The following is a 19,380-nucleotide window of genomic DNA, read 5'->3' as shown; positions in this document are numbered from 1 at the left end:
TGGTACTGCAGGGGGGACCCTGTGGGAGAGTAGGACGCCGCCGAACAATCATTCACAGAGAACCCCCACCCGGATCCCGGGTGGGGGTTCTCTGCGTTTCCCGGGCCCTTTCCCAGGGGAATCGCCGGGGTGGTGCTAGGTCCACCCCGGAACTGGGGTGTGACGGCCAGTGTCTCTGCAGAGGGGTTCAGGAACACTGAATCAGGACGACCGGGACCGGCCTCAGGAGCATCCGTGACAGTAGCGAGTCGAATGAGCGGCGCGGCCGTGCGCGCCCAGGCCGAGACGGCCCTGACGGCGGGCGGGCGCGGGCTGGCCCGGTTGGCGCTGCTCCTGATGAGTGCCGTCCCGGTGGTGGCGTTGCCGCTGCTGGCAGCGGTCTTCGCGGGTGCCGGCGCCGCCTGGATGCTGGATGAGTACTACCTGGCCCCGCTGGTGGCCCTGGTGTCGGCGGCCGTCGCGGGCGCGGCGGTGGCCGGCCTCTTCGTCCGCCGGGTCGCCGACCGGGCGCGGGCGCAGGTCGCCCGGTGGTACGGCGTCCGGCTGCCGGTGGTGTACGCCCCGCGGCCGGCCCTGGAGTTGGACCAGCGCGGCCACTGGTGGACGGGGTACTCGTACCACCGGTCGCGCTCGGTCGCGCGGCTCGCGCAGCTGCTGCACTGGGCGGCGCGGGACAGGGCGACTCGCTCGGAGATCGCCTGGCTGGTGGTCAACCCGCTGGCGGTGGTGATCCTGACGGCGCCGGTGGCCGGTCTGCTGCTGGGCGGGGCCGGCTATGCGATGACCTCCATCGCGGAGCCGCGGCCGTACGGCCAGGTCGACGCGGGAAGCGTGTCTCAGCTGTTCTCCGCCCTGCTGGGGCTGGGGTCGGTCGGCCTCGGGGTGCTGCTGGCGCCGCTCGCGGTCCGCGCGTACGCGGAGCTGGCCCGCCGGGTGCTGGACCAGGACGGCCGGGCCTCGCACGCGCAGCTGACCAAGCGGGTGGCGGAGCTGACCGAGACCCGGGCCGACGCGGTCGGCAGCCAGGCGGCCGAACTGCGGCGGATCGAACGGGACCTGCACGACGGCGCGCAGGCGCGGCTGGTCGCGATCGGGATGACCCTGGGCACGATCGAGCACCTGATGGACACCGACCCGGTGGCCGCGCGCGAGCTCCTCTCCGAGGCGCGGCAGTCCTCCGCGCGGGCGCTCCAGGAGCTGCGCGACCTGGTCCACGGCATTCACCCGCCGGTGCTCGCCGAGCGCGGACTGGGCGACGCCGTCCGGTTGTTGGCGCTGGACAGCGTGCTGCCGACCGAGGTGTGCGTGAGCCTGCCGGACCGTCCGCCGGCACCGGTGGAGGCGGCCGCGTACTTCAGCATCTGCGAGCTGCTGGCCAACGCGGCCAAGCACTCGGGCGCGGAGCAGGTCTGGGTGGACATCCTGTACCGGGCCGGCATGCTGCGGATCACGGTGACGGACGACGGCGTGGGCGTGGCCGACCCCACCCGGGGTACCGGCCTGCGCGGGATCGAGAAGCGATTGGGTACCTTCGACGGTGTCCTCGCCATCGACAGTACGTCGGGCGGTCCGACCACCATCACCTTGGAGCTGCCGTGCGAGTTGTCCTCGCCGAGGACCTCTACCTCCTTCGAGAAGGCCTGATCCGGCTGCTGGAAGCGCACGGCTTCACCATCGCGGCGGCGGTCGAGACCGGCCCGGAGCTGTTGGACGCGCTGCTGACGCACCGTCCGGACGTCGCCGTGGTGGACGTCCGGCTGCCGCCGACGTTCACCGACGAGGGGCTGCAGGCGGCGCTCCGGGCGCGCCGGGAGATTCCGGGCCTGCCGGTCCTGGTGCTGTCGCAGCACGTGCAGCAGCTGTACGCGCGGGAGCTGCTGGCGGACGGCACCGGCGGGATCGGGTACCTGCTGAAGGACCGGGTGTTCAACGCCCAGCAGTTCATCGACGCGGTCCGCCGGGTGGCGGCCGGCGGGACGGCGATGGACCCCGACGTCATCGCCAAGCTGATGCAGATCACCTCGCGGTCCCCGGGCCCGCTGCAGCGGTTGTCGCCGCGCGAGCGGGAGGTGCTGGAGCTGATGGCGGAGGGCTGCTCGAACTCGGCGATCGCGGCCCGGCTGGTGGTGAGCGACGGGGCGGTCGCCAAGCACATCGCCAATATCTTCACCAAGCTCGAACTTTCCCCGGCCGACGATGCCAACCGCCGGGTGCTGGCGGTGCTGGCCTACCTCAACGCCTCGGTGGAGCGGGTCCGTTGACGTTCCGGTCGACCGGAACCCGGCCTTCCGCGGGTGGCGGCCGGGCGTCGGTTCCACCCTGGGCTGCGGAAATGCCGAAACAGGCGTACGAGTAAACTCCGGTGGGCCGAGCCCGGGGGTCGCGCGGCCGTCCGGCGCCCCGACAAGCGGGGACCGGCAGCCGCGGCAGCGTACGGCCGCAGCCGACATCCAGGGGTTGATAGACGTTATGGCACGCCCAACGCTCACCAAGGCCCATCGCGGCCTGCTCGGGCTGGTCGCCGCCGGGGCCTGCCTGATCTCGGGTATCGGCTTCGCCGGGTCGTACAACGCGGTGCGCGAGCTGGCCACGGAGAAGGGATTCGGCGCCTTCGCCTACGCCTTCCCGATAGGCGTGGACGCGGGCATCGTCGTCCTGCTCGCGCTGGACCTCGTCCTGACCTGGCTGCGGATACCCTTCCCGCTGCTGCGGCAGACCGCGTGGCTGCTGACCGTCGCCACCATCGCCTTCAACGCGGCCGCCTCCTGGGGCGACCCGCTCGGGATGGGCATGCACGCGGTCATCCCCGTGCTCTTCGTGGTCGTCGTCGAGGCCTCCCGGCACGCCGTCGGGCGGATCGCCGCGATCACCGCCGACCGGCACATGGAGTCCGTCCGGCTGATGCGCTGGATGCTGTCCCCGGTGCCGACCTTCCGGCTCTGGCGGCGGATGAAGCTCTGGGAGCTGCGCTCCTACGACGAGGTGGTCCGGCTGGAGCAGAACCGCCTGGTCTACCGGGCGCAGCTGCGCTTCCGGTACGGGCGCGGCTGGCGTCGCTCGGCGCCGATCCAGGCGCTGCTGCCGCTCAAGCTGGCGAAGTACGGGGTGCCGCTCGACCCGGCGCTGCTGGACCGGCTGGACGACGAGGCGCGGCAGTCGCAGGAGGCTCGCGAGGCCAGGGAGCTGGGCGAGCACCGCACCGTCGCGGCCGGTGCCATCGCGGCGGGTGCGCCGGCCGGCACCGTCGTGGCCGTCGAGGCCCGCCCGCAGCAGCAGCTCCAGCAGGCCCAGGCCCAGGCGCAGGCTCCGGGCCAGACCCGGCCCCAGACCCAGGCCCCGCCCCAGACCCAGACCCAGGCCCCGAGCCAGGCCCGGCCGCAGCCGCAGCCCGAGGCGGGGATGCCCGCCATGGCGCCGATGCCGGCGGAGGTTGCCGCGCCGATGCTCGCCAAGCTGGCCGCGGTGCGGCTGCGGGCGGCGCAGGAGCCGGCGGGCGCGGCGGAGCAGGCCCCGGTGCAGCCCCGGGAGGAGCTGAACGTCTGGACCGAGCGTCCGGTCCGCACCACCGGGCCCCAGGGCGACGGCTCACCCGGTGGCCGGGTGCCGGGCCAGGCCTCGCCGTGGTTCAAGCCGCCGCGGCCGACCGCTCCCCAGCCCGGCGCGCCGGCCCCCGCTCCGCAGGCCGCTCCGCAGTCGGCGGGCCCCGCCCAGCCGGTCGCCGAGGCCGCCGGTCAGTCCGTGGCCGGGCCCGCCGCCCAGCCGGTGCCGCCGGTCCGGCCGGAGGACGAGGGCTTCACCGTGGAGATGCCCGCTCCCGATGCCGGGGCCCCGCGCGCGTCGGCCCCGCAGGTCGTCGGCCCGCAGGCCACGGCCCCGCAGGACGAGTCCGGCCCCGCCCAGGACGAGCCGGCGCCGCGCCCGGCGCCGTCCCGCCTCGACCCTGAGCTCGCCTACGAGGCGCTGGTCAGCTACATCGACACCTTCGACCACCAGCCCGACCCGCAGCGCCTCGCCGACTGGCTGACCAGGGAGTACGGCGTGACCGGCAACCGCCCGGACGGCTCGGTGCACCCGAAGGACGTCGCCGAGCTCTTCCCCGAGCTGCGCGACCGGTACGCCGCCGCCGGGCGGGACTGACCGGCGCCCCAGCCGCCCGTCCACCGCTCGGTCCGCCATTGACGCCCGACCACGGCGGGGCTACCTTCGCCTCAACAAACTGTTGAAGCGCTGGTCCGCCACGGGCCGGCGAGGTGCGGAGGAGTGCGGATGTCGCAGGTCGAGCTGGACGGTACCGGGCCGGCGGGCGGAGCGTCGTTCTCCGCCGAGGCCCGCGCCGCCGTGGACGCGCTGCTCGCCCCGGTCGACGCCGACCTGGCCCGCCGCTACCCGGGCGAGTCCGGCACCCGGCAGCCCGTGCACACGGTCTACGTCCCGGCCGACGCGTTCGGGGCCGACACCGTCCGCGCGTGGGGCCGCCAGGCGCTGGAGGCCTTCGACGCCCACGCCGGCACCCCGGCCGAGCTGGCCCGGGCGCTCGGCGTGGCCGACGACGCGCTGCTCGCCGACGTGCACGCCCGGGTCCGCGCCAAGCTGGAGCGGGAGCCGATCGAGGACCTGCGGATCGACTTCGAGGACGGCTACGGCCCGCGGCCGGACGCCGAGGAGGACGCGGCCGCCGTCCGGGCCGCCGAGCTGGTCACCGCCGCGGTGGCGGACGGCAGCGCCCCGCCGTACATCGGCATCCGGATCAAGTGCATGGAGGCGGCGGTCCGGGACCGCGGCATCCGGACCCTGGAGCTGTTCCTCTCCGCGCTGCTCGCCGGCGGCGGTCTGCCGGAGGGACTGGTGCTCACGCTGCCCAAGGTGACGTACGCCCAGCAGGTCACCGCGCTGGTCCGGCTGCTGGAGGACTTCGAGCGCTCGGCCGGGCTGCCGGCCGGCCGGATCGGCTTCGAGATCCAGATCGAGACCACCCAGGCGATCCTCGGCCCGGACGGCCGGGCCACCGTGTCCCGGATGATCGAGGCCGCCGAGGGCCGGGCCACCGGCCTGCACTACGGGACCTTCGACTACAGCGCCTCGTGCGGGGTCAGCGCCGCCTACCAGAGCATGGACCACCCGGTCGCCGACCACGCCAAGGCGGTGATGCAGGTGGCCGCCGCCGGCACCGGCGTCCGGCTCTCCGACGGCTCGACCAACGTCATCCCGACCGGCTCCACCGAGCAGGTGCACGCCGCCTGGAAGCTCCACCACGACCTGGTCCGCCGCTCGCTGGCCCGCGCCTACTACCAGGGCTGGGACATGCACCCGGCGCACCTGCCGACCCGCTACGTCGCCGTCTACACCTTCTACCGCGAGGGCCTGGCGGCCGCCGCCGCCCGGCTGGCCGCGTACGTCGCCAAGGCGGGCGGCGACGTGATGGACGAGCCGGCGACCGCCCGGGCGCTCAGCGGCTACGTCCTGCGCGGGCTGGACTGCGGCGCGGTCGACCTCGCCGAGGTCACCGCGCTGACCGGTCTGGACCGTGCGCGGCTGGACGCGCTGGCCGGGCGCTGACGCCGTCCGGCGGCGGGGCCGCCGGCCCTCGACCGACCGGACCGCCGGGCAACTAGGCTGGCGGTGTGCCGTCCCCGCGGAGCCGCGGGCCGGCCGCCGCCAGCCTTCGCCGTCTTCCGGGAGAACCGCCGCGCCATGTCCGCCACGCCGGAGCCGACCGCCAGGCAGTACCTCACCATCCGGCGCGCCGGCAGCCACGAGACCGAGATCAAGAAGTCCCGCTTCATCTGCCACCTCGCCCGGGTCGCCGACGAGGACGAGGCGCAGGCGTTCATCGCCGGCATCCGCAAGCGGTACTGGGACGCCCGGCACAACTGCACCGCCTTCGTGGTCGGCGACGAGCAGCGGCGCGAGCGGTCCAGCGACGACGGGGAGCCCGGCGGCACGGCCGGCGTGCCGATGCTGGAGGTGCTGCGCCGCCGCGGGCTGACCGACACGGTGGCCGTGGTGACCAGGTACTTCGGCGGGATCAAGCTCGGCGCGGGCGGGCTGGTGCGGGCGTACGGGAACGCGGTGTCGGAGGCGGTCGACGAGATCGGGCTGCTGGAGCGGCGGCCGGTGGCGCTGCTCGCGGTCACGGCGGACCACACCCGGGCCGGGCGGGTCGAGAACGACCTGCGGGCGGCGGGGTACGCGGTGAGCGACCTGGCGTACGAGGCCACCGGGGTGCGGATCGAGGTCGGGGTGCCGGAGCCGGACGTGGCGGCGTTCCACACCTGGCTGGCCGAGGCGACCGGCGGTACCGCGGTCGCGGTGGCGGCGGGGCGGACGTACGTCGAGGTGCCGGTCTGAGGCGGCGCCGCCGTCGGGGCCGAGCACCGGCGGCCCCCGGCGCGCGCCGACGCCGCCGGCGGCCGAGCACGGCCGGAGCAGAAGACGGCCCGCGGCGGTAGACGGCTTGAGCAGATTCACTCGAACGTATTGACGTGACCCGGAGTTGGAACTTCCGCTCCGGGTGGTGGCGTTTCCTGGGCAAGGATCCGGCCGATCCGGACGAAAACCCCCATCGATGGAGGACGAGAGACCCCACCACCGCACCACGGAGGTATGCGCATGACCTCGGACCGCTCCCCGTCGCCCGCCCGAGCCGATCTCCCCGGCCCGAGAGGCCCCGCGACGCCCTACCGGATGACCGTCACCACCGCGCTCCCGCACGCCGACGCCCTCGCCCTGGCCGACCAACGCCTCGGCGCCTGGCTGAAACAGGAGGGCTGCGAGGAGCCCCCGCCGGCGGCCCGCGAGCCCGCCCCGCGCGATCCCGGCGCGGCCCCTCCCGCCGAGCGCCTGCGCCTGGGCGGCCGCGTCCTGCTCGACCGCGACGGCGGCCCGCTCCGCGGCGGGCCCGGTGCCGGCCGCTACGACCGCCGCCGGCTGCGTACCCCGGCCCCGCACGGCACCCACCAGCTCACGCTGACCATAGCGACCGGAGCGGCGGGGCCCACCTGGGTCTGGCTGGAGGCCGAGACGCACACCACCGGCAGCGGCGTCCGGACGCCCTGCCGGGTACCGGTGCCCGAGCTCGCCCGGGCGCTGCTGCCGCTGCTCGACGCCGCCGACGGCCCGGCCGCCGTCCAGCTCGCGCCGCGGGTGCTGACCGCCGCCGACGTCGACGGCCTCATCGACGAGCTCTGCGACCCGGCGCGCCGGCTGCCCACCGTGGTGGCGAGCGTCCCGGCCGACCGCGGCCTCGACGCGTGGGTCACCGAGGTCGTCCGCCCGCTGTGCGGGCAACTGCCCGGCCTCGCCACCGCCTACGTCCTGGACCCGGGCGCCCGGACGGAGTTCAACGTCGCGCTGGAGTTCCACGCGGTGTACGGCGGGGCGGTGCGCACCTACCTGCCCGAGGTCGACCCGGCCTCCCGGCACGACGGCGCCCGGCACCCGGTGCTGGCCCGCCGCCGGATCGAGGAGGACCTGCGCCGTGCCGCCGGGCTGTTGGCCCGGGAGCCGCGCCGGCTCGCCGCCGAGCAGCCGCTGCCGACGCCGCTGGCCGCCGTCCCGGTCCTGCGGGTGCCCCCGCAGGGGCAGCGCACCGGCACCGGTCCGGACGCCGGGGCGGCCCGGGCCGAGCTGGCGGCACTCGCCCACGAGGAGCAGCAGGACCGGGCCGAGCAGCAGGCCAGGGCCGACGAGTTGGAGCGGGTCCGGCACACCCTGCGCCGGGAGCGCCGGCGCGGCGCCGCCCAGGTGCGCGCCCTGGCGGGCCGGTTCTGCGCCGTCCCGGGAGGCACCGCCGCGCCCGCCCGGCCCGGCCGCCGTCCGGCCACGGCCACGCCCCCCGGCACCCCGTCGGCCGCCGGAGCTCCCGGGGCCTCCGGTGCTCCCGGCAGCTTCACCGAACTGATGGCCAGGCTGGGCGAGTTCCCGCTGATCAGCTTCACCGGGGACCAGAAGAGCGCGCTCGCGCTGGACGAGCTGCAGTGCTCCCACGCCGGCTGGGCCCGGCTCACCTGGGACGGGCTGACCGCCCTTCAGGAGTACGCCGAGGCCGCCGTCCGCGGCGAGGCGGGCGGCGACTTCAAGCAGTGGTGCGAGCGGACCCCGGCCGGCTGCCACCGCTTCCCGCCCCGCAAGGCGGTGCGCGGGGAGTCCCGGACGGTCTTCAGCCACACCAAGTGGAAACGGGAGCGGATGCTGCCGGTGCCGGAGTGCGTCGACGCCTCCCGGCGTGCGTTCATGGGTGCGCACCTGCGGATCGGCGGCGGCCGGACGGCACCCCGGCTGCACTACCTCGACGACTGTTCCGGCAGTGGCCGGATCTATGTCGGCTACATCGGCCTGCACCTGACCAACACCCGGACCAACTGAGAGGCTTGGCTGACCGGTGCGCCCGTTCGGTGGACAATGGCCGGCAGGGGTGGGCCGCGGGGTCGCCGGCCGACCCGGGCAGGTGCCGGACGAGCATGGGGGAACGACCACCGATGCAGTACTCAGCAGACGGCCGCTCCGACGGCACGGTCACGGCCCCCCAACCCGGCTTCCTGGCCTCGGTCTTCCGTGACCTCGGCGTGGACGAGCCCGGCGAGCACGGCGAGCCATTCGGGCCGGCCGGCTGGGACGGCCCGGGCGGCCCCCCTGGCCCGTCGGGCCACGGAAGCGCGTCGGACGGTGCTCCGGCGGGCGGCCCGGCCGGCCCCGGCGGGCACGAGTCCGTCGCCGCGCACGGCCGGGCCGCCGCGCTGACCCACCACCGCACGCTCACCGTCCAGGCCGAGCACGAGCGGCTGGCCGACCTGCTGCGGCGGGCCGCGCTGCCCGTCTCGGCCATGGACTTCGAGAGCCAGCTGCGCCAGTACGAGCCGCGGCCCTACCCGGCCGACGGCCCGACGGCCGGTCCCGGCGAGGACCCGGAGCCGCGCTGGGAGGACTACGCGCCGGCCGAGCCGCCCGTCGCCGATCCGGACGGGAGCCCGTCCCGGCGGCTGCTGGACTCCGGCTACCAGCGCGAGCTGGCCCAGGCCCGGCTCACCCACCAGCGTGCGCTGCGGGAGTGGCGCACCCGGCGGGCCGAGGCCGGCAGCCCGGACGCGGACGAGTCCCGGCGCGCCCACGAGCAGGCCGAGCGGGCCCGGGCCCGGGCGGTGCGGGAGTACAACGAGAGCCTGGAGGAGTGCCGCCGGGCGTACCGGCTGGCCGAGCCGGCCGCGGTGGAGTCGCTGCTCGAACGGGCCCTGGCCGCCGCCGAGACGGCGACCCAGGACCTGCCCGCGCCCTGCCGGGCGGTCTACCGCCCGCTCACCCGCACCGCCGTCCTCGACCTCGACCTGCCCCCGCTCGACCTGGTGCCCTCGCTGACCGGCTACCGGCTCGGGCCCGACGGCGAGATCCTCCCGGTGCCGCGCCCGTCGGCCGACCGGGCCACCGACTACCTCCGGCTGGTCGCCCGCCTGGCGCTGCGCGCCCTGCAGGCCGCCGACGCCGTCGACACCGACGAGATACTGGCGGGCGTCGTGCTCAACGGCTGGCTGCGCGAACCCGCCGGGGCGGAGCCGCTCTGCCTGGTGAGCGTGGACGCCGACCGCGACGCCCTGGCCCGCACCCGGCTGCTGCCGCCGGCCACCCCGTACGAGGAGCATGACGGCGAGGGCGTCTACGCCGACGCCGAACAGGACGAGGCGCTGGTGCGGCTGCGCCAGCTCGGCGCCGCCGTCACCCCCGACCCGTACGCGCTGGCCGGCGTCGGACCGGCCGCCGTCGCGGGGGCCGCCGTGCCGTCCGCCCAGGACCTCTCGGCGAACGAGTTCGCCCAGCTGGTCCGTGAGCTGCTCACCCGGGGCGGGCTGGCGCAGTGGAGCGTCCGGCTGCGCGGCCCGGCCGGGCTGGTCGCCACGGGTGAGGGGCCGGCCGGCAGCGCGTTGCCGGGGCGCTGGGTGGTGTGGGCCTCCCGCGGCGCGCAGCCGGTGGGGGAGGAGGAGATCAGGACGCTGGCGGAGGCGGTCCGCGAGGAGTCCGCCGAGCGCGGCCTGCGGCTGACCACCGGCCGGTTCACCGAGGAGGCGCTCGACCTCACCGGTGAGGACGGGCACCAGCACATCCACCTGGTCGACGGCGACGGCGTCCGGTCGCTGGCCCGGACCCACCTCGGACTCCCGCTCGCCACCGGCCACTGAGCGACCCGGACCGGTCGCAGCGGTTGCGGGGGCCGGGCGGCTGGAACGCTCGGCCGGTGGGAGCGGCGGGTGAGTCAGATCGGGGGTCGGGTCGGAGGTCGGGCCGGCGGGGCAGGTCGGTGGGTCAGGTCGGCGGGCCGGCCGGGCCCTTGAGCGCGGCCGACGGACGCGGGCTCACCCTGACGGCCCGCCCGGCGGGCAGCGGCCCGGACGCCGCGTGAGGCTGGGGGCACGGGTGCCGGGGCGACCGGGCCCGGGCCGGGTGGCGGCGCCCGACGGGGTGGCCGTGGGCGCAGCCGTCCGGTGTCGGCCGGCGGCCCGGAACGGGCGGAACACGGGGGAGGCGGAGTGGGCAGGGTGCCCGGTACGGGGGGCGCGCGGTGACGGCGATCCTGGTCGCCGCCGGCGCGTTCCTGATGACGCTGATCGGCGGTTACGTCGCCCAGCGCACCGGCGACCGTCGCCATCTGGTGCTCGGTTTCGCGGCCGGTCTGATGCTCGGGGTGGTCGCCTTCGACCTGCTGCCGGAGGCGCTGCGCCAGGCCCCCGACGAGGTCCACGGGGTGCCGCAGGCGCTGCTGATGTTCGCGGCCGGCTTCCTGGCCATCCACATCGTCGAACGGGCGGTGGCCATCCACCGCGGTCACGAGGGGGAGTACGCCGAGCACACCCACGGCCACCGGCACGCCCACGGGCACGCGCACGACCACCTGGTCGGCAACGGGGCCCCGGGCATCGGGCTGACCGCGGCGCTGGCCCTGGTCGGCCACAGCGTGATGGACGGCTTCGCGATCGGTGCGGCCTTCCAGGCCGGGACCACGGTCGGGACGGTGGTCGCCATCGCCGTGGTCGCGCACGACTTCGCGGACGGCTTCAACACGTACACGATCACCCGGCTCTACGGGAACGACCGGCGGCGGGCGCTGACCCTGCTGGCGGCGGACGCGCTCGCGCCGGTGACCGGCGCCGCGATCACCCTGCTGTTCACCATCCCGGAGCAGCTGCTCGGCCTCTACCTCGGGTTCTTCGCCGGCTTCCTGCTCTACCTGGCGACCTCCGACATCCTCCCCGAGGCGCACAGCCCGCACCCCTCGCGGACCACGCTGCTCTGCACCCTGGCCGGGGTGGGTTTCATGTGGCTGGTGATCGGTTTCGCCGGCTGACGCTCCGTTCGGCTCCACCAGCCGGGCCGCCCCACCCGCCCACCGCGCGAGCGCCACCCACCGCCCGGGCGCGACCCACCGAGAGCCCCGACCGACGGCGGGCCCCGACCCACGGCGGGGGGGATTCACCCGCCGAGCGCTGCCCACCGCGCGCGCATCGCCGCCAGGGCCGCGGTGATCGCCGGACGCCGGGACGCCTGGGTGCGCCAGAGCGCGAACACCCGGCGGGCGGGCTCCGGCACGACCGGCCTGGCCACCACCCCCGGCGGCAGGGCGGACCGGCCGAGCCGCGGCACCAGGCCGGCGCCCAGCCCGGCCGCGATCAGCGCGATCTGGGTCTCGAACTCGCCGACCCGGTAGCAGACCTCGGGCTCCTCGCCGACCTCGCGCAGCGTCCGCACCAGCCAGTCGTGGCAGATGTTGCCCGGCGGCACGCTGGTCCAGCGCAGCCCGCGCAGCCGCCCCACCGGCACCACGGCGAGCTCGGCCAGCGGGTGCGCCGCGGGCAGCAGCAGGTCCACCGGGTCCGGGCCGAGGTCCAGCCGGGAGAGGCCCTCCTGCACCGGCAGCGGCACGGTCGGCCAGTCCTGGACCAGCGCCAGGTCCACCTCGCCCCGGGCGACCAGTTCGGCCGCCGGGTACGGGTCGCTCTCCAGCAGCCGGACGTCCAGCTCGGGGCAGCGCTCCCGCAGGTCGCCGAGCACCCCCGGCATCAGCCCGCGCGCGCCGGTGGCGAAGGCGGCGACCAGCAGCCGACCGACCGCCTGGCCGCGCTGCTCCTCCAGCCGCACCTCGGCCTGCTCGACCAGCCCCAGCACCGCCTGCGCGGTGGCGGCCAGTTCGCGCGCGGCGTCCGTCAGCACCACGCCGCGGCCCTGCCGTTCCAGCAGGACCGTCCGGGTCTCGCGCTCCAGCTTGGCGATCTGCTGCGAGACCGCCGACGGGGTGAACCCGAGGGAGGCCGCGGCCCCGCCGACCGAACCGTGCACGGCCACCGCGTGCAGCGCCCGCAGGCGTCCCAGATCCATCATGCAGCAATGCTAAAGCGTGGGCTTCAGCATTCATCGCTGGTGCTACACGGTCGTCCGCGGCCATCCTCGATCCATGACCGCAACCCCCGCCGCGACCGGCGGCAGCATGAGACCGCGTCACATCGCCCTGGCCGTCCTGGTCGCCGCCGTCTGGGGCCTCAACTTCGTGCTCATCCACGTCGGCCTGCAGAACTTCCCGCCGCTGCTCTTCTGCGCGCTGCGCTTCGCGGTGGTGGCGGTCCCGGCGGTGTTCTTCGTCGGCCCGCCCCGGGTGGCCTGGCGGTGGGTGCTGGCGGTCGGGTTCGTGCTCGGGGTGGTCAAGTTCGGGCTGCTCTTCCTCGGCATGCACGCGGGGATGCCGGCCGGGCTCTCCTCGCTGGTGCTGCAGAGCCAGGCGGTCTTCACCGCGCTGTTCGCCGGCGTCCTGCTGCGCGAGCGGCCCGGCCGCCAGCGGCTGGCCGGCCTGACGATCGCCTTCGCCGGCATCGGCCTCAGCGCCGTCGACCACGGCCTGGGCGGCCCCGTCGGCGCCTTCGCCCTGGTCGTCCTCGCGGCCCTGGCCTGGGGCCTGTCCAACGTGCTGACCCGCAAGGCGGCCCCGCCGGACGCGCTGCGCTGGATGGTCTGGGTCAGCGCCGTGCCGCCGCTGCCGCTGCTCGGCCTCTCCCTGCTGGTCGAGGGGCCGGCCGCGGACCTCGACGCGCTGCGCGGCATCACCCCCGCCGGCCTGGGCGCGATCGGCTACGTCGGGCTGGTCTCCACCCTGTTCGGCTTCGTCGCCTGGAGCTTCCTGCTGCGCGGCTACGACGCCACCGCCGTGGCGCCCTACTCGCTGCTGGTGCCGGTGTTCGGGATGTCCTCGGCCTGGCTGCTGCTCGGCGAGCGGGTCAGCCCGTTGGCCGCGTGCGCCGCGCTGCTGGTGATCGTCGGGATCGGGATCACCGCGCTGCGCCCGGGGGCCCTGGCCGCCGCGGCGGCGTGGCGGCCGCGTACGCGGCCTCGGCGGAGCGCAGTGCCCGCAGCAGCGCATCCTGTTCGGCGGGGCTGACCGGACCGAAGTACTCCTGCGCCACCTCGTGCCGCACCTGCCCGATCCGTTCCACCGCCGAGTGGCCGGCCGCCGTCAGCACGATCCGCACGGCGCGGCGGTCGGCCGGGTCCGGGGTGCGCTCGACCATCCCCGCCTCCTCCAGGGCGTCGACCACGGTGGTGGCCGAGCGCGGGGCGATGTGCAGCCGGTCCGCGAGGTCGCTCAGCCGCATCGCCCGGTCCGGCAGCTCGCAGCCGGGCGCGTGCGCGAGGGTGCGCAGGGCGCGGCCCTGGGCGGGGGTGATGCCGTAGGGCTCCAGCCGCTCGCTGGTGCGGCGGCGGATCCGCTTGATCGCCCGGGTCATCGCGTCGGCGAGTTCGGCGGCGGTGTCCTGGGGCGTCGCCGGCCCGTCGTCGTCCGGGGATCCCGAGGAGGAGCTCGCCGCGTCGTCGGTCGGCGTGGTGGTCATGGGCGGCTCTCCTCGGCAGGTGTTCGACCAAGGGTATCGGCCGGTCCGGGCCGTGGCGGGCGGCCGTGCGCGGGCCCGGGACGGGCACCCGAAAAGATGTTGAGCGAAGCTCAGCATCTGCGTTAGCGTAGCCGTGAGTGAGGGCACCCTAAGTTCCCTCCCCCGATCACTGGAGGGCCCGTGCCCCGCTCCGAAGCCCGCGTCGCCACCGACCGCCCCGGCCGCTACGCCAAGCAGCTCGCCGCCCACATGGGCCGCAAGATCGAAGCCCACTGGTCCGACGAGACCGGCCGCGGCACCCTCACCTTCGGCGCCGGCACCGCCACCCTGGAGGCCGCTCCCGACGCCCTGCTGCTCGCCGTCGAGGGCGAGCGCGAGAACCTGCCCGGCCTGGAGGACGTCGTCGGCCGCCACCTGGTCCGCTTCGGCGCCCGCGACGAACTGGTCGTCGAGTGGCACCGCGACAACGGCGAGGCCGGCCACGTCCACCGCAACGACGCACCGGCGGAGGACCAGGGCGGGTCGGACACGCCCCAGCGCGGCTAGCGGCGGTCGGCGGCGGCGGGCTGGGCGGCGTCCCGCGGCCGGGAGCGCGGGAGCCAGTGGGCGAGCGCCCAGAGCACCAGGCCGCCCAGGCACCAGCTGGCCACCACGTCCAGCAGCCAGTGGTAGTCGCTCCACACCAGCCCCAGGCCGACCCCGACCGAGAGCAGCGCGCCCGCCGCGTACAGCAGGCGCCGCGTCGTGCCGCCCACCGTGCGGGCGACCAGAACGGCCGCCACACCGTACGAGAGGGTCGCGGTGGCCGCGTGCCCGGACGGGTACCAGCCCAACTGGTGCGGCTCCAGCGGCATCCCGAGCGGCCCCGGCCGGGCGAGCCAGGCCTTCGCGGGGACGACCAGCAGCGGGATCAGCCCGGTCGTCAGCGCCGCCACCACCGCGAGCAGCCACCAGCGCGGGGCGCCGGCCCGGCGCGACCGCCAGGCGGCCAGCGCCCCGCCGGCCAGCAGCGCCGGGATCGCCGGGACGGCGCTGCCCAGGTCCGAGAGCGCCTTGCCGACGTGGTTGAGCAGGGTGCTGTGCAGGTCGTGCCGGCTCTCCCGGACGGCGTGCCGGGCCCAGCGGTCGAGCCCCAGCAGCGGCCCGTCGACGGCCACCTGCCAGGTCACCAGCACCAGCGCCACACCCAGCAGGACCGGCAGCGCGGCCGAACCGGCGAACCGGCCGAGAACGCGAAGCGGCCGCCCCGGAGCAGGGGGGAGAGCTCCGGGGCGGCTCTGATGATCGCCGTTCCGCGCGTCCCGGGGGGTGTGGGTCGGACGGTCGGTCGATCGGCCTTCGGTGTGCGCCGGCCCTTCCGGGTCGGCCTGGTTGTCCTCACGGACGACGCGCGGACCCGCCAGCGGGGGCGGTGCCGCGAACGGATCCGTCCATGGCTGAGGCTCGCTGTCCATCTGTCATGACAGTACGTCAACAGCCGTGCCGGACCGAGGAGCTTCAGCGATTCCGCACAGCATCTTCACCGGCTGGCGGAGCCATCCCCGCACGGCCCGCACACCTGGTCGAATCCGCCGCCGGCCGGCGTGCGGCCCGCACGCCACGGTGGCCGCACAGACCGAACGGCCCGTGGGGAGGAAATCCCCAGGGGCCGTTCAGCGCTGTCCGGACATCCCTCCGGCGGGTCGGTGCCGCCCGGCCGACGGCCGGGCGGAGCGGGCTCAGGCGGCGGTGACGCCCTGGAGGGCGAAGGCGCCCTCGATGATGTCCAGACCCTCGATGAGCAGGTGCTCCGGCATCACCAGCGGCGGCAGGAAGCGCAGCACGTTGCCGTACGTGCCGGCGGTCAGCACCACCAGGCCCTCGGCGTGGCAGGCCTTCGCGATGGCGGCGGTGATCTCCGGGTTCGGCTCCTTGGAGCCCGGCTTCACCAGCTCGACCGCGATCATCGCGCCGCGGCCGCGGACGTCACCGATGACGTCGAACTTCTCCTGCATCGCCCGCAGGCGGCCCAGCATGACCTCGCCGATCCGCTGCGCCTTGCCGTTGAGGTCCAGCTCCTTCATCGTCTCGATGGAGCCCAGCGCGGCGGCGCAGGCCACCGGGTTGCCGCCGTAGGTGCCGCCCAGGCCACCCGCGTGCGCGGCGTCCATGATCTCGGCGCGACCGGTCACCGCGGCCAGCGGCAGACCGCCGGCGATGCCCTTGGCGGTGGTGATCAGGTCCGGGACGACGCCCTCGTCGTCGCAGGCGAACCACTGGCCGGTCCGGCAGAAGCCGGTCTGGATCTCGTCCGCGACGAAGACGATGCCGTTGGCCTTCGCGAACTCCACGATGGCCGGCAGGAAGCCCTTGGCCGGCTCGATGAAGCCGCCCTCGCCCTGGATCGGCTCGATGATGATCGCGGCGACGTTCTCGGCGCCGATCTGCTTGGTGATGATGTCGATCGCCTGCGCGGCGGCCTCGGCGGCGCAGTTCTCCGCACCGGTCAGCCAGCGGTAGGGGTAGGCCACCGGCACCCGGTAGATCTCCGGGGCGAACGGACCGAAGCCCTGCTTGTACGGCATGTTCTTCGCCGTCAGGCCCATGGTGAGGTTGGTGCGGCCGTGGTAGCCGTGGTCGAACACCACGACGGCGGTGCGCTTGGTGTAGGCGCGGGCGATCTTCACCGCGTTCTCGACCGCCTCGGCGCCCGAGTTGAACAGCGCGGTGCGCTTCTCGTGGTCACCCGGGGTCAGCTCGTTCAGCTGCTCGGCCACGGCCACGTAACCCTCGTACGGGGTCACCATGAAACAGGTGTGCGTGAAGGCGGCCAGCTGCTCGGACGCCTTGGCCACCACGGCCTCGGCGCTGTTGCCGACGTTGGTCACGGCGATGCCGGAACCGAAGTCGATCAGCGAGTTGCCGTCCACGTCCTCCAGCACGCCGCCGTTGGCGCGGGACACGTACACCGGCAGCGTGGTGCCGACGCCGGCCGCCACCGCACCCAGCTTGCGGGCCTGCAGCTCCTGCGACTTCGGACCGGGGATCGCGGTGACCAGGCGGCGCTCCTGCGGGAGCGGCGTTGCGGCGCTCATGGTTTCTCCAGACTTCTCGACTCGGTCCTCGCAGGCTAAGGCCGCCCTCGCCGCGCGAGCATGCGCCACTCGGTAGCACTGGGCCGTCCGACTTGTCCGAGGCGGCCAGCGCGGGTGGTGCGGCTGCCCGCAGGCTCCGCTCCACTACATTGAGCGCGGGCGTGTCGCCGGTACGGCGGCATGGGTATGGCGGCACCGACGACGGTCGGGCCGGGCGGGCGAGGGAGCGGGACCGTACATGGAACTGGACGGGGCACAGGGCCACGGCGATCGGACCACCACCACACCCCCCACCCCCATGCCCCACCAGCGCCCCCGCCCCCCCGCCTTCGACCTCCCCACCTGGGTCGCCACCCCCCGCCCCGAAGCCGCCCCGGGCATCTACCGCCAGGGCTACCGCCAGATCGACCCGGAACGCGCGGAAGAGGCCAAGGTGGCGACCTGGCCCCTGCTCTGGCGGGCGGCATTGAACGTCATCGCGACCATCGCGACCTACTACGTCGGCACCGTGGTGCTGATGTACGGGGCGGGATTCGTCCTCCGTTGGTTCGACGGGACGTCCCCCGAGCAGTTCGACGTCGCGCAGATCCTGATCAACATGGTCACCATCGGCTGCGCGGCGGCGGTCTTCTGGCGGACCGGGCGTTGGCGGGAAGTCGGCAGACGGTTCCTCACCCGGGAGGGCTGGCGGCGGAACGTCGCCCCCGTGCTCGCGAAGGCCATCACGCACGAGGGACCGGGCCCCGTCAGGCCCGCGGTCGAGCCGGAGCCGGAACCGGTCGCCGATCCCTGGGCGGCACAGCGGTTCGGCGGGGCGGCCGCGGCGGCGGAGACGCTGGACCGGGAGGCCGTCGGAGACGTCGACTACATGCGGATCCAGCGTGCGTGGGAGTCGGCCCAGGCCGATCAGGCGTTCGTGCCGGCCTTCGTGGAGCAGGTGAGGGCACGGGGGGCGGCGGCGTTCAGCCATCCGTCCGGAAGCCGCGACCTGCAGGGGCGGGCGGCGCATCACGATCTGTTGGTCCAGCAGGTGCGGCTCGGAACGACCCAGGACGTCCCGAAGAACCCGCAGACGTACCGGGCCACGGGGTTCGCGCTGGATCCGACTCTTCTGGGTACGTCGCTGTTGGCGGTGGGCCCGGCGGGGACCGGGAAGACGGCGCGGCTGGCCCGGCCCGCCATCGAGGCGCTCTGTCTACAGGCGCTCGCGGGAAGGGCCTGCGCGGTGGCGGTCGGAGCTGCGGACGCCGACCTCGGGCCGGACGTCTGGTACGACGTGGTGATCGCGCTCGGAGAGGCGGGCTCGGCGTACGGATTGGACCTGTACGGCGCCACGCAGGACCCGGACGAGGCGGCGGCCCGGCTGGCGGACGCCTTGCTGCCGGACGAGCTGACCGCGCGTGCGGAGAGCGCCCGGGTGGCGCTTCAGCAGGTCGTCGGCCCGTTTCACGCCGCGTACGGCCGCTACCCCGGTGTGCGGGAACTGCGGGGACTGCTCGCGGGTGATCCGGAGGTGAAGGAAGCACTCGTCAAGGCTTTGCGTGAGGCGGGCCGGCTGACGGCTCATGAGAGGGACCTCAAGCACCGGGACCTGCAGCAGGGAAGGGCGGACGATCCGGGCACGCTGCTGGCGGACCGGCTGGCGCTGCTGGACCGGCCGGCCTTCGAGGGAGCGTTCACGACGGACGGCACCGGCAAGCCCCCCTTCGCCATGAGGGCGCTCGACCATCCGCTCCGGGTCAGGGTGAAGCTGCCCGAACGCAGCCACCCCGAAGCGGCGCGGATCCTCTCCCGTCTGGTGGTCGGCCAGTTCGTTCTGGCAGCTGTGGCCCGAGAGGACAGGTCGCTGTTCGCGGGCCTGGTGGTGGACGACGCGTCGGCGGCTCTGGATTCGGGAACGGTGCGGGGCCTGCAGCGGATGCGCGGAGCCAACGCCGGTGCGGTGCTGTTGTTGCGCACGTTGATGGACCTTCCGGAAGCGCTACGAACCCCGCTGTTCGGCGCTGTCGGGTGCCGGATGGTCTTTCCCGGCATCGCTCCGTGGGACGGGAAGTTCTTCTCCGAAGCCTGGGGCACCCACGTGATACACGAGAGGGTCGTCACCCACGCTCCCCAGACGGAGGGTGGCGTCGTCCGCAGGGCCGGGCGGTTGGGGCGGAAGGCGTTGTCGGGGACGACCGCGCAGACGGAGTCGGTGACCACGCGGGACGTGGAGCGGTTGCGGTGGTCGCCGTCGGACCTGGCGCACGCGTTGCCGGCGGGGCACGCGGTGGTGTCGCTGACGACGGTGTCGGGTGAGCAGGTGCCGCCGTTGTTGGTGGATCTGCGGGGCTGAGGCGAGGAACGGGTCGAAGCTCGCCTTCGAGGTGGATTCGGCGGTGCCGGTTGTCCGGGGCGTCCATAATGAGAGGAGAGAAGTCTCCCGCGTCCCCGAACCCGTTCAGCCC

General features: G+C 75.0%; 15 protein-coding genes. 11 read left to right on the top strand and 4 right to left on the bottom strand.

Annotated features, from left to right (window positions below):
* The first annotated feature begins 234 nt into the window (after positions 1-234).
* The 8 genes from ACFVHB_RS35285 to ACFVHB_RS35250 all read left to right on the top strand — a co-directional run bounded on the left by ACFVHB_RS35285 (position 235) and on the right by ACFVHB_RS35250 (position 11,329).
* Positions 235-1,644, top strand: a complete 1,410-nt coding sequence (locus ACFVHB_RS35285) for a sensor histidine kinase (protein WP_380330482.1) — start codon at positions 235-237, stop codon at positions 1,642-1,644.
* Positions 1,596-2,261, top strand: a complete 666-nt coding sequence (locus ACFVHB_RS35280; RefSeq protein WP_380330480.1) for a LuxR C-terminal-related transcriptional regulator — start codon at positions 1,596-1,598, stop codon at positions 2,259-2,261. Before ACFVHB_RS35285 ends, ACFVHB_RS35280 begins: the two co-directional genes overlap by 49 nt.
* Positions 2,262-2,469: 208 nt before the next feature.
* A complete protein-coding gene (locus ACFVHB_RS35275) occupies positions 2,470-4,137 on the top strand; it encodes a DUF2637 domain-containing protein (protein ID WP_380330477.1) in 1,668 nt (555 codons plus the stop codon).
* A gap of 129 nt (positions 4,138-4,266) precedes the next feature.
* The gene (locus ACFVHB_RS35270; protein WP_380330474.1) at positions 4,267-5,556 is read left to right on the top strand and encodes a DUF6986 family protein; all 1,290 of its coding nucleotides are present in this window, start codon (positions 4,267-4,269) and stop codon (positions 5,554-5,556) included.
* A gap of 135 nt (positions 5,557-5,691) precedes the next feature.
* The gene (locus ACFVHB_RS35265; RefSeq protein ID WP_380330471.1) at positions 5,692-6,348 is read left to right on the top strand and encodes a YigZ family protein; all 657 of its coding nucleotides are present in this window, start codon (positions 5,692-5,694) and stop codon (positions 6,346-6,348) included.
* 336 nt (positions 6,349-6,684) lie between these two features.
* Positions 6,685-8,364: a hypothetical protein gene (locus tag ACFVHB_RS35260; RefSeq protein ID WP_380330468.1), complete on the top strand. Its 1,680-nt coding sequence runs from the start codon at positions 6,685-6,687 to the stop codon at positions 8,362-8,364.
* 113 nt (positions 8,365-8,477) lie between these two features.
* Positions 8,478-10,166, top strand: coding sequence for a restriction endonuclease (locus ACFVHB_RS35255; RefSeq protein ID WP_380330465.1), 1,689 nt, complete (start codon positions 8,478-8,480; stop codon positions 10,164-10,166).
* A gap of 416 nt (positions 10,167-10,582) precedes the next feature.
* Positions 10,583-11,329: a ZIP family metal transporter gene (locus tag ACFVHB_RS35250; RefSeq protein WP_380330491.1), complete on the top strand. Its 747-nt coding sequence runs from the start codon at positions 10,583-10,585 to the stop codon at positions 11,327-11,329.
* 125 nt (positions 11,330-11,454) lie between these two features.
* On the opposite strand, the gene ACFVHB_RS35245 is transcribed toward ACFVHB_RS35250, so the two are convergent.
* The gene (locus tag ACFVHB_RS35245; protein WP_380330462.1) at positions 11,455-12,360 is read right to left on the bottom strand and encodes a LysR family transcriptional regulator; all 906 of its coding nucleotides are present in this window, start codon (positions 12,358-12,360) and stop codon (positions 11,455-11,457) included.
* Between the two features lie 106 nt (positions 12,361-12,466).
* Here ACFVHB_RS35245 and ACFVHB_RS35240 point away from each other — a divergent pair, with 106 nt between their 5' ends.
* Positions 12,467-13,408 (top strand): EamA family transporter, encoded by a 942-nt coding sequence (locus ACFVHB_RS35240; RefSeq protein WP_380330488.1) that lies wholly within the window; start codon positions 12,467-12,469, stop codon positions 13,406-13,408.
* On the opposite strand, the gene ACFVHB_RS35235 is transcribed toward ACFVHB_RS35240, so the two are convergent.
* Entirely contained in the window at positions 13,299-13,859 is a 561-nt protein-coding gene (locus ACFVHB_RS35235; RefSeq protein WP_380330459.1) for a MarR family winged helix-turn-helix transcriptional regulator, read from the bottom strand. The genes ACFVHB_RS35240 and ACFVHB_RS35235 overlap by 110 nt on opposite strands.
* A gap of 180 nt (positions 13,860-14,039) precedes the next feature.
* Here ACFVHB_RS35235 and ACFVHB_RS35230 point away from each other — a divergent pair, with 180 nt between their 5' ends.
* Positions 14,040-14,405, top strand: a complete 366-nt coding sequence (locus ACFVHB_RS35230; RefSeq protein WP_380330456.1) for a DUF2218 domain-containing protein — start codon at positions 14,040-14,042, stop codon at positions 14,403-14,405.
* Here the strand turns inward: ACFVHB_RS35230 and ACFVHB_RS35225 are convergent.
* Both ACFVHB_RS35225 and gabT read right to left on the bottom strand, forming a co-directional pair.
* Positions 14,402-15,313, bottom strand: a complete 912-nt coding sequence (locus ACFVHB_RS35225) for a phosphatase PAP2 family protein (protein WP_380330453.1) — start codon at positions 15,311-15,313, stop codon at positions 14,402-14,404. The two genes, ACFVHB_RS35230 and ACFVHB_RS35225, sit on opposite strands and share 4 nt — an antisense overlap.
* A gap of 264 nt (positions 15,314-15,577) precedes the next feature.
* The gene (gene gabT, locus ACFVHB_RS35220; RefSeq protein WP_380330450.1) at positions 15,578-16,933 is read right to left on the bottom strand and encodes a 4-aminobutyrate--2-oxoglutarate transaminase; all 1,356 of its coding nucleotides are present in this window, start codon (positions 16,931-16,933) and stop codon (positions 15,578-15,580) included.
* Positions 16,934-17,171: 238 nt separating this feature from the next.
* On the opposite strand from gabT, the gene ACFVHB_RS35215 reads away from it, so the two are divergent.
* Positions 17,172-19,268, top strand: a complete 2,097-nt coding sequence (locus tag ACFVHB_RS35215) for an ATP-binding protein (RefSeq protein ID WP_380330447.1) — start codon at positions 17,172-17,174, stop codon at positions 19,266-19,268.
* Positions 19,269-19,380 lie beyond the last annotated feature (112 nt).

The sequence above is a fragment of the Kitasatospora sp. NPDC127111 genome (assembly GCF_042677465.1).
GTDB lineage: Bacteria > Actinomycetota > Actinomycetes > Streptomycetales > Streptomycetaceae > Kitasatospora.
This window is presented reverse-complemented; position numbering and strand designations above follow the sequence as displayed.